9 protein-coding genes are annotated in these 9235 nt (G+C 70.0%); 6 read left to right on the forward strand and 3 right to left on the reverse strand.

Translation table 11 applies throughout. The annotated features are described in order from the left end of the window. The 6 genes from VK923_13995 to VK923_14020 all read left to right on the forward strand — a co-directional run. Positions 1-242: hypothetical protein (locus VK923_13995; GenBank protein HSJ45788.1), on the forward strand; the 242-nt coding region annotated here is incomplete at its 5' end. Further along, positions 239-667, forward strand: a complete 429-nt coding sequence (locus VK923_14000) for an amidase family protein (protein ID HSJ45789.1) — start codon at positions 239-241, stop codon at positions 665-667. The genes VK923_13995 and VK923_14000, both read left to right, overlap by 4 nt. Then, positions 664-1191 (forward strand): pyridoxamine 5'-phosphate oxidase family protein, encoded by a 528-nt coding sequence (locus VK923_14005; GenBank protein HSJ45790.1) that lies wholly within the window; start codon positions 664-666, stop codon positions 1189-1191. The genes VK923_14000 and VK923_14005 overlap by 4 nt, the downstream gene beginning before the upstream one ends. Continuing rightward, positions 1188-1745 carry a hypothetical protein gene (locus tag VK923_14010; GenBank protein HSJ45791.1) on the forward strand — a complete coding sequence of 186 codons (558 nt, stop codon included), beginning with the start codon at positions 1188-1190 and terminating at the stop codon, positions 1743-1745. The genes VK923_14005 and VK923_14010 overlap by 4 nt, the downstream gene beginning before the upstream one ends. After that, positions 1729-3249 carry a serine hydrolase domain-containing protein gene (locus VK923_14015; protein ID HSJ45792.1) on the forward strand — a complete coding sequence of 507 codons (1521 nt, stop codon included), beginning with the start codon at positions 1729-1731 and terminating at the stop codon, positions 3247-3249. Before VK923_14010 ends, VK923_14015 begins: the two co-directional genes overlap by 17 nt. A gap of 734 nt (positions 3250-3983) precedes the next feature. Next, positions 3984-4733 (forward strand): MFS transporter, encoded by a 750-nt coding sequence (locus tag VK923_14020; GenBank protein HSJ45793.1) that lies wholly within the window; start codon positions 3984-3986, stop codon positions 4731-4733. 473 nt (positions 4734-5206) lie between these two features. Here VK923_14020 and VK923_14025 read toward each other — a convergent pair whose 3' ends face one another. The 3 genes from VK923_14025 to VK923_14035 all read right to left on the reverse strand — a co-directional run bounded on the left by VK923_14025 (position 5207) and on the right by VK923_14035 (position 8094). Then, the gene (locus VK923_14025) at positions 5207-5368 is read right to left on the reverse strand and encodes a hypothetical protein (protein HSJ45794.1); all 162 of its coding nucleotides are present in this window, start codon (positions 5366-5368) and stop codon (positions 5207-5209) included. A gap of 432 nt (positions 5369-5800) precedes the next feature. Next, entirely contained in the window at positions 5801-6637 is an 837-nt protein-coding gene (locus VK923_14030; protein HSJ45795.1) for an alpha/beta hydrolase, read from the reverse strand. Between the two features lie 545 nt (positions 6638-7182). Then, a complete protein-coding gene (locus VK923_14035; GenBank protein ID HSJ45796.1) occupies positions 7183-8094 on the reverse strand; it encodes a hypothetical protein in 912 nt (303 codons plus the stop codon). Positions 8095-9235: the final 1141 nt, after the last annotated feature.

The raw sequence follows: 9235 nt of genomic DNA on the forward strand, positions 1-9235 counted from the left end.
CGTACGCCTTCCGGATCGACCTGGACACCTACGACCTGGGCACCACGAAGGTTGTGTTCGACCGCGACGCCGAGACGACCCGCGTCCACCTCGGCGGCGTCCTCCCGCTCTCCGCCGAGAAGCGACCCGCCGCACCGCGCCCAAGGGTGTGGGCGACGCGGGCGGCCGGGGCCCTGGCCGTCGCCGGCGCAGCCAGCGCCGTTCGCCGCCGTGCCTCACCAGCCGATGGGAGGCAGCGATGAGCGTCCCGACCGGCACCGACCTGTGGCGCCTGAGCGCCAGCGAACTGGTCGAGGCCATCAGAGCGCGGCAGGCGTCGAGCCACGAGGTCATCGAGGCACACCTGCACCGCATCGACGAGGTCAACCCCGCGGTCAACGCCGTCACCGTCGTCCTCGGCGAGCAGGCCCTCGACGCGGCGAAAGCGGCCGACCGCGAGATCGTCGCGAACCACCGGCTGCCGCCGCTGCACGGCGTCCCCTTCACGATCAAGCCAGCGCGCTCGACAGCACGGGCTACGTCGTCGAGGAGGTCGAGCCGCCGCGAGGACCTGTGCCTCGACGCCGCGGAGGTGGAGGACCGCATCGGGATCATCACGCCGATCGACCCACACAAAAGTGAGCGGAATGTTGCCGCTGCCTGGCGGCGCAAGGAGGTGCCGCCATGACAAGAGCAAGGAGAGAGAAGGAAGCGGTCGGGTCTCGTTTGACTAGTCAGGCGGTCTGGGCCGAGATCGCGAAAGCGTCGTTCGCTGTGTTGAGCTACGCGACGCCGTCGGGGGACCCGCGCTCCAGCGGTGTCGTCTACAAGATGCTCGGGCGGCGGATGTACATCGCGACCGATCCGGACAGCTGGAAGGCACGGCACATCGCCGTCAGCGGCCGCGTCGCGGTGACCGCGCCGGTGCGCCGCGGCGGGGTCCTGTCGCTCGTCGTGCCCATTCCGCCGGCAACCATCAGCTTCCACGCGACGGCCGTCGTGCACCCGGCGGGATCGCCGCAGGTCCGCCCGCTGCTCACCAAGCTGAGGTCGCTGCTGCCAGAAGAGCGGCAGTCGTCCGCGGCGATCATCGAGGTGGCCCCGGAGGGCACGTTCGTCACCTACGGCATCGGCGTGTCACTCACGCAGTTGCGGGACGCGCAAGCTGCCCGGGCGCGCGTCCCGGTTGACGCACGAGGAGGCATGTCATGAACATCAGGTACGTCCACGCGTCGAAGTACGGCAACGGGGTGATGGTGGCCGACGAGTTCAGGAAGGTCATGGCCGCCAAAGGCGTCACCGTCAACGTCCATCACATCCGCGACACGAGACCCGACCGGCTCGCACCGGCCGACCTGTACGTGTTCAGTTCGCCCGGGCGCATGGGCAAGCCCATCGGCGGCATGCGGCGCTTCCTGAAGAAGGTGACACTGCCTGCCGGCACCCGGTACGCGATCCTCACCACCGAGCTGGCGCCGCAGCCGGACAACAAGACGGGAAGGATCCCCACCGAGGAGGAGCAGGCGAAGTGGCAGCGGGTCCGCCCCATCATGAACGAGATCCTCCAGCGGGGTGGTCTGGTCAACGTCGCCGAGGACAAGGTCCTGGTCACCGGGCTCAAGGGACCGCTGGAGGAGGGCTGGCAGATGAAGGTCGAGGCCTTCGCCGATCACCTCCCGCTCGACGAGCAGGGCGCCGGTCGCGAGGCCGCGGACCACGGTCGTACGGCAGATCAGGAGCGGCGGACCCATGGCCGCCGTGGATGAGCTGCCGCTTCGGCAGACGGTGGTCGAGGTCCTCAATCGCTGGCCGTCGGCAGGTGTGGCCGTCGGCGTTGTCCGTGACGGGACGCTCGACTGGTTCCTGGGCCACGGTGTCGCCGACATCCGCTCGAAGGCGCCGGTCACGGGAGACACCGTGTTCCGCATCGGATCGGTCACGAAGACCATGACCGCGGTCGCCGTGCTGCAGCTGTGCGAGCAGGGGCTGATCGATCTCGACGCGCCCGCGGATGAGTACCTGCGCACCTTTCGGCTGACGCCGGCCAAAGGGGTCAGCCCGCCCACCGTGCGGCACCTGCTGACCCACACGGCCGGGATCGGCTACTGGCGGCGGCTGTCGGACCTGCTGCGGCCGGGCGTCGGCTCCGGGGTCAGCGCGGCGCGACCGGTGTCGTCGCTCGCCGACTACTACCACAAGGGCCTGCCCGTGGAGGTCGAACCGGGCACCAAGTGGATGTACAGCGACCACGGGATCGCCACGCTCGGTCAGATCGTCGAGGACGTGACCGGACAGCCGATCGACCGGTACCTGCGTGACCGAGTCTTCGCGCCGTTGGGCATGGAGCACACCGACCTCGTCCGGTCCGAATCGGTGCGCGCCCGCCTCGCGACGGGATACGCACTGTCCCGGAACGGCCTGAAGCCGGCCAGGTTCCGGGAGGTGCCGCTGGTCGCTGCCGGCGGTGTCTACTCCACGACGTCCGACCTCGCGCATTACGTCGCTGCGCTCCTCTCCGGCGGGTCGGCTGCACACGGGCGGATCCTGAAGCCCGAGACTCTGACCTCCATGTTCGAGCCGCACTACCAGCCCGATCCGCGGGTGCCGGGCATGGGGCTGGGCTTCCTCCTCGGCGACGAGGACGGGCATCGCAGCGTCGGTCACGACGGGGTGGTGGCCGGCTTCCTGTCGGTGATATCACTCGCGCCCGACGACGGCATCGGCGTCGTCGTGCTCACCAACACCGGCCGTCTTGACAGCCGGGGCGCGGCGCAACCCCTGGCGAGCGCGCTGCTCCGCCGGCTGCTCGGCCTTCCGGACGACCCGCTCCGCGCGGATCTGCCGCAGCACCCCGAGGTGTGGGGCGAGATCTGCGGCTGGTACGGGCCGGATCCCGGACCTGTCACGAACCTGTTCACCAGAGCGGTGTTCGGCGCCGGCATCGAGGTCAGGGTGCGCCGCGGCCACCTGATGCTGCAGCCCATGACACCGCTGCCGCCGATGCGCAGCGGCTTCCTGCTGCACCCTGACGACCCCGAGGACCCGTACGTCTTCCGCGTCGACTTCGCCGCGGCAGGCCTGGGCACGCTGCGCGTCGCGTTCAGCGGCGGACCCGAAGGCGAACGGCCGATGCGTCTGCTGGTCAACGGGATGTCGTTCGAGAAACGGCCGGACGCCCGGAACCCGCGACTGTGGGCGCGTGGGCTCTCTGCCGGCGGCGCGGCAGCGGTCGCCATCCACCGCGGGATCCGCCGCGCACGAACGCCGTAGCATGCCGGACGGCGAGGGAGGAGCCGGGCGGTGGTGGGGCACGTCGACAAGGTTCAGCGGGCGCCAATGCCTGAGGATCTGACGGACTCGCGTTCGCGGCGCGTGCTCCTCGCGGCCGTGCTCGGCACGGCGTTGGCCTACAGAGCGACACCATGCTCAACCTGCCATTCCATCCCTCGCCCGTGACCTGGATGCGACTGCCGCGGATGTTCAGTGGATCCTCAACGCGTACTACATCCCGCTCGTCGCATTCGTACTCGTCGCTGGATCGGTGGGGGACATCGTCGGCCATCGCAGGGTGTTCACCGTCGGCTTGGCCTTGTTCTGCGTCGGCGCCATGGTGTGCGCGACCGCCTTCGACGTTGGCCTGCTCATCGCGGGTCGTGCGTTGCAGGGCGTCGCAGCGGCCGTGCTCCTTGCTGCCGGACTGGCACTGGTCACGTCCGCCAATCCCGGGGACCGCCGCGACCGAGCGGTCGGTGCGTTCATCGCGCTGACTGCCGCCGTTCCGGCGCTGGGACCGTTCATCAGCGGCGCGCTCATCGACTGGCTGTCGTGGCGCTGGCTGTTCGTCGCACCCCTCGTGCTGCCCCTGGCCGCTCTGGTGATCACAAGGCGGCTTGGTGAGACACGCCGTGCCACGGGACGGCGTCCCGATCTGCTCGGCAGCCTGGCGGCGCTCATGGCACTTTCTGGCATGAGCGCTCATCCTCGGACCCGCCCGATACCCGGCCATGCTGGTCACAGCCGCTGCGGCCGTCAGCGTCGCCGCCGGAGCCTGGTTCATCACGGTCGAGCGGCGCGCTGCAGACCCGCTGGTGCCGCTCGCGTTCTTCCGGCGCCGCCAGTTCGTCGGCGCCAATGTCATCTGGTTGCTCGGCGCCATGACCTGCTGGGGCGCGGTGTTCTTCCTGGCCGTGACCCTTCAAACGACCTTGGGCGTGCGCCCACTCGCCGCCGGGCTCCTGCTCACCCCCATCTACATCATCATGATGGCCGGCTCACCCGTGTCCGGGGCGGCCGCCAGCCGCACTGGCGGGCGCCCGGTCATCGTCGCCGGCCTCGTGACCTACACAGCCGGTCTGTGGCTGCTGAGCACCATCCACGCCAGCACGACGATCCCCTGGGGCGTGCTTGCCCCAACCGCGGTCTTCGCGATCGGGATGGCGACCTTCACCGCCCCGCTGGCCGCCGCGACGATGAGCGCACTGGACGATGAGCACCAAGGGATCGCGTCCGGAGTGAACAACGCCATGGCGCAGCTCGCCAGCCTGCTCGCCATCATCGTGCTGCCCGCAATGGCCGGCCTTGCCGGTGCCAGCAGCCTCGAGGGGGCAGTGCTCGCGGAGGCGTACCCGCGAGCCCTCGGACAGCCGCCGCTCTCGCGTTCATGGGAATCCCAGTCGCACTGCTCACCCTGCAGCCGGGGCGATCCACCTCCCAAGTCAGGTGGGCCCCACGCGCCCGCCAGAGATGCTCGTTGACCCGGGGCTGAGCGAGGTCATGGCAGGCTGACCCAGACAGTGAGCACGAGGGTCTGGCGTCCGATCGCAGCTCGTCGCGTCGAGCCTGTTCGAAACGAGCTCGAAGCGTGACGTGGTCGTACCGCTGCAACATCACCGGTAGCCGTGAGCGGCACGTTGAACAGCACCAGCCACCCGGGCGGTGTCGACCTGACCACGGAGCAGGCTACCCCAGCAGCAGGTTGAGTAGGCACCACCTGGGCGCCGCGTCGCGTACCATGCTCGTTGCGACCTCGCGTCGGCGACCTGCGTGTCATGAGACGTACGCCTCCATACCGGCCGCGCCCGCCAGCAGCAACACGCTGAGCAAGACCTGCGCCCGCTCAGCTCCTCACCGGAGACGTGCAGCTGCCGCAGCGACCGCTGCTGCACCCACTGACGTGCCGGTAACCCGTCGGCGACCAGCAACGACTTGGGCAGCGTGACCGCGCACATCACGCATAGGCGCTGGTCTCCCACAGCCCGACGCGGATGAACGCGGCATTCGCCGTCGCCGCCGCGGCGATCATCGCCAACGTCAGCAGGTCCTGCCCGCACGCCACATCCGGCAGCGTCGCGCGGACACACGGCGACACCAGGTACGGCTCAGCGGCCACCAAGTCCGTCCCACGGCCGCGCCGATCACCACGACAGCTGGCAACGACGGTGAACCGACCGGCAACGGACGGCCCCCACGCGACCACCGTGTCGTCCCGACGGCGCCGCATCGCACACGGTCGGCACGTTCTGACTGGCAACATCGACCGTCGACACGCGCATGACCCCCACACCTCAGCTGCACTCTCACCCGATCCGGACACCGTGCTCGGCCCTCGAACCGCAGCGTGCGGGGGCGATGGTCCTCCCGTCCCAGACGAACGTCCCGTCGCAGCACCGCCGCGCCCCGCGACCTTCCTGAGCGCCCACGCCGCGATCGACGCCGCGTCGTGGATGTCGTGGTTGAGGGTTGGTGGCCGACGGTGCGCTCGCGCACTTGGACGCTTGCCGGTAGTCCTGACGCGGCGGAGCCGCCGCGTCATCTCATCTGGTTACCCGGTGCGTGGCGGGGCGTCCTGGTAGTCGAGCAGACGCTGGACGGCAGCAGGATCCCATGGGATGGTCTCAGGTCGCAGCTCCGACGGCAGGTCGCCGTCTTCAACCCACGCGGTGACCATCCGTAGGTGCAGGTCTTGTTGCTGGCCAATCCAGCCGTGCCCGACACCCGGCGCGTAGCGGGCGGTGGCGTTGGGCAGCAGCGCGGCCAGGGCGGCATTGGACGCGCGCACCGGCGGTCTGGTCTCGTGTTCGCCGGCGACGAGCAACGTGGCGCATTCCGCGGTGATCTCGTCGCGTGAGATCACGATGTCGTTGGCGTCGGCGAACCCGCGGCGGAACGCTCGGCGTGATGCCGCCCGCAGATCGGCTCGGGTGGCCTCGTCCAGGGCCAACGCGCCGCCGATCGCCGCGATCACGGGGCGGGTGTGCAGGACCGGCGACACCGCCGCCACGGCGGCTTTGAGCACCAGGGTGCCCCGCCACGGCAGCGCCCCGCACCCGTCGATCACCACCCGGTCGAGCAGGTCGGCGCGCCGCGCGAGCAGCGTATGCGCCACCGCGCCGCCCAGTGACAGGCCAACCACATGCGCCCGCCCCGACGGAATGCGGGCCTCGATCAGCGCGGCGATCTGGTCGGCGACGTCGGTGCGTGAGGTCCACGGCAGTCGGTTGCTGCGACCGAAGCCGGGCAGGTCCGGCGCCAGACAGTGGTGGCTGGCCAGGCCCGCAATGTGCGGCGCCCACATGGCGCCGCTGGTGCCGACACCATGCAGGAACACGATCGCCGGCGACCCTGGCGTCCCGGACTCGCGCACGTCTAGGCCGTTCACCGGTCACTCCTGCCGTCGCAGAATGCCCGGCGTCATGGCGGGCTTCCAGCCGTCGTCGTCGCCGTCGGTCGGTGGTGCGCTGGTCGACAACCTGGTCAGGCGCCGACCATCGCCGCGGTGGCCAGTCCAACCAGACGATGGCCACGATGAGCGCGGCGTTGACCACCTCGATGAATGTGAACCAGGGGTGGAAGTACACGACCATCAACGCGAACGACACCGCCAACCCGGCCACCGCGACCGGCCGCCACCACCCCACGCCGAGCCACAGCCCGATCCCGGACGCGACCAGCAGCCCGGCCGCGGTGACGGCCCACGAGGTGGCCACGCCCCGCTGCTCGCCGAGCAGCCAGGAGTGCGCCGCGCCGAACGGTGCGGTGGCGTCGTCGGGCGCGGGCGTGGCCCAGATCGCATGGACCGCCCCGTGTGCGAACAGGAACGCGATGAACGGCACGCGCCACATCGGCGTCACCCCTCTCCATCGCCACTCAATGCCGTCCAGAGGCTACGGTCGAGGACGGAGGGCACGATCCCGATCCGTCGCGTCATGGCGATCCTGGGGTGGCCCACCAGCTTTGGGTGCGCCACGCGCCGACGCGCCCCATACGGCGGCCCGCCGTGGCCAGCAGCCATCCCTCGAACCCCCCCAGCACACTGAACAGGACACTGAACACGACAAGCTGCGCCCGGACCGCCGGGTCGCCGCCCAGCCCCGCCTCGAGTGCGAACGGTGCGATCGTCAGCATCGACACGGACAGGATCAGCAGCATGACCAGCAGGCTGCCGGCCACCAGTGGGGCGGCGGGATGGCGCCGTCGAGTCATCCAGGCGGCGCCGAACGACAGCGGGATGATCCACGCCAGATCGAGAACCCAGGTCGGGTTGGGCAGCTCGGACAGGTGGAGTTCCCTGGGCGCACCACCGAACGTTCCCGGCACGATGTCGCTCAGCCACAGCCCTGCGATCCCGAGGCCAGCGACGAGCAGGAACCACGACGCGGCCGGGTACGGCACACCGGCGAAGGCCGTCGCCTCCGACCGCACGTCGACGCGCACCAACCCGTCGAGCATGGCGAACCCCGCCATCCCAAACACTGCCACGTACACCAGGAACACCGGGTTGAACGGCGTGCCGATGGCCAGATGCGCGTAGCCGTACGTCAGCCACGTCAGCATTCCCACCGCCGTCACATGCGCACGAAACGATCCCGCGACAGCGCGACGGCCCGCCACGACCAGCACCGGAAGCGTCACCAACGTTACCGCGTCCTGCGCGCGCCACGTCGCGCGCGTCAGGGGGCGCACCAGCCGATACGCATCATCGCTGACCAGCCCATAGACGGCCGCGATCCCGACGAGCACGCTGAGCACCAGCAGGTACCCCGACGACAACGAACGAGGGACACGGGCCACCGGCGGTGTGCGCGAGGTCGCCGGAGCGGATGCGGTCGTGTTCATGGCTCCTCCAGACGTCGTCAAGATGAGTCCGCTGCCGGGTTGCGACGTCGGTCACCTCCTCCGCACCGACCCCCAGCAGAGCCGGGAGCTCGACGTCGTCGATGCTCTGATCGAGTGTCCATTGCTCAGCCACCCCCGACAGTGCCGAACGACCCGGAGCGCGAGGACCCGTCGGGACCGTTGACGCTGGGGCCGTTCCCCTGGTCGATCGGCTGTCGGTACGCGACCTTCACCGAACGGGACCCGCTGGACACCGACCGGCGACACACCACCGTGGGCGGATTACGCGACCCGCTCGGAAGCGACGTAGCAAGAGGTGGGGGACGGCACGGATACGGACCGTGGTGGCGGCGGCGGTGGCGTGTCGGCACGACGTTTCTGTGGTCGATGCCGTCGTTCCAGGGTGACGATGTCGCCGCTGACCGCGGCCCGTGACGGGTCGGCGGGCGACGACCAGCGTGGCGGCGCACGCGATGCCGCGACGGGGGAGGTGGCGCGCCGCCGCGGCCGCGTGTGGCCTGCCGGCCGGGTATGTGCGGTGGGTGCGTCGTGGACGATGCGGTGCGCCCTGATGGTCAACACGGATAATCTACGACCTCGTGGCCAGCACCGGCGACATCATCATGATCCGGGTACGCCAAGATCGCCTGGACCCTGTCGGCCCAGTCGCTCGCCCCGGACCGGAGCCGGTTTGTCACCCGCACCCGCGTGGCGACGTCCGACGACCTCGCCCGCCGCCGGTTCCGCCGCTACTGGGCGCTGACGTCACCGGGGATCCTGTCATCCGCCACGCAACCCTCCGACTGGCCAAGGCCGACGCCGAACGCGAGCTCCGTGCGACGGCTCCACCGCCACCCTGAGACACACAACCTCGATCGCCCACTGATCTGTAGACCGGGCTGACCGCCCTACGTTCGAGCCGGCGGCACCATGATCGACATGTACCACACGCCCCAAAGACAAAGGCCACACCATGCGGTTCGCGTACGTCTACTTCATGACCGATGACCCCGACCGCGTCCGCCGGGTCGCGCCCGATCACGCCGCCTACTGGCGGGAACTGCACTTGGACGGCTACCAGGGAGGCCCGTTCGCCGACCGCTCCGGCGGTCTGATCATCTTCGCCGCCGAGTCGGCCGAG

The sequence above is a fragment of the Euzebyales bacterium genome (genome assembly GCA_035461305.1).
Lineage (GTDB): Bacteria > Actinomycetota > Nitriliruptoria > Euzebyales > JAHELV01 > JAHELV01.

What these genes read in the sequence shown, in the direction of transcription:
- VK923_14010 (HSJ45791.1), top strand. Translation starts at nt 1,188, where the DNA reads ATGAACATCAGGTACGTCCACGCGTCGAAGTACGGCAACGGGGTGATG.
- VK923_14000 (HSJ45789.1), top strand. Translation starts at nt 239, where the DNA reads ATGAGCGTCCCGACCGGCACCGACCTGTGGCGCCTGAGCGCCAGCGAA.
- VK923_14015 (HSJ45792.1), top strand. Translation starts at nt 1,729, where the DNA reads ATGGCCGCCGTGGATGAGCTGCCGCTTCGGCAGACGGTGGTCGAGGTC.
- VK923_14005 (HSJ45790.1), top strand. Translation starts at nt 664, where the DNA reads ATGACAAGAGCAAGGAGAGAGAAGGAAGCGGTCGGGTCTCGTTTGACT.
- VK923_14035 (HSJ45796.1), bottom strand. Translation starts at nt 8,094, where the DNA reads ATGAACACGACCGCATCCGCTCCGGCGACCTCGCGCACACCGCCGGTG.
- VK923_14020 (HSJ45793.1), top strand. Translation starts at nt 3,984, where the DNA reads ATGCTGGTCACAGCCGCTGCGGCCGTCAGCGTCGCCGCCGGAGCCTGG.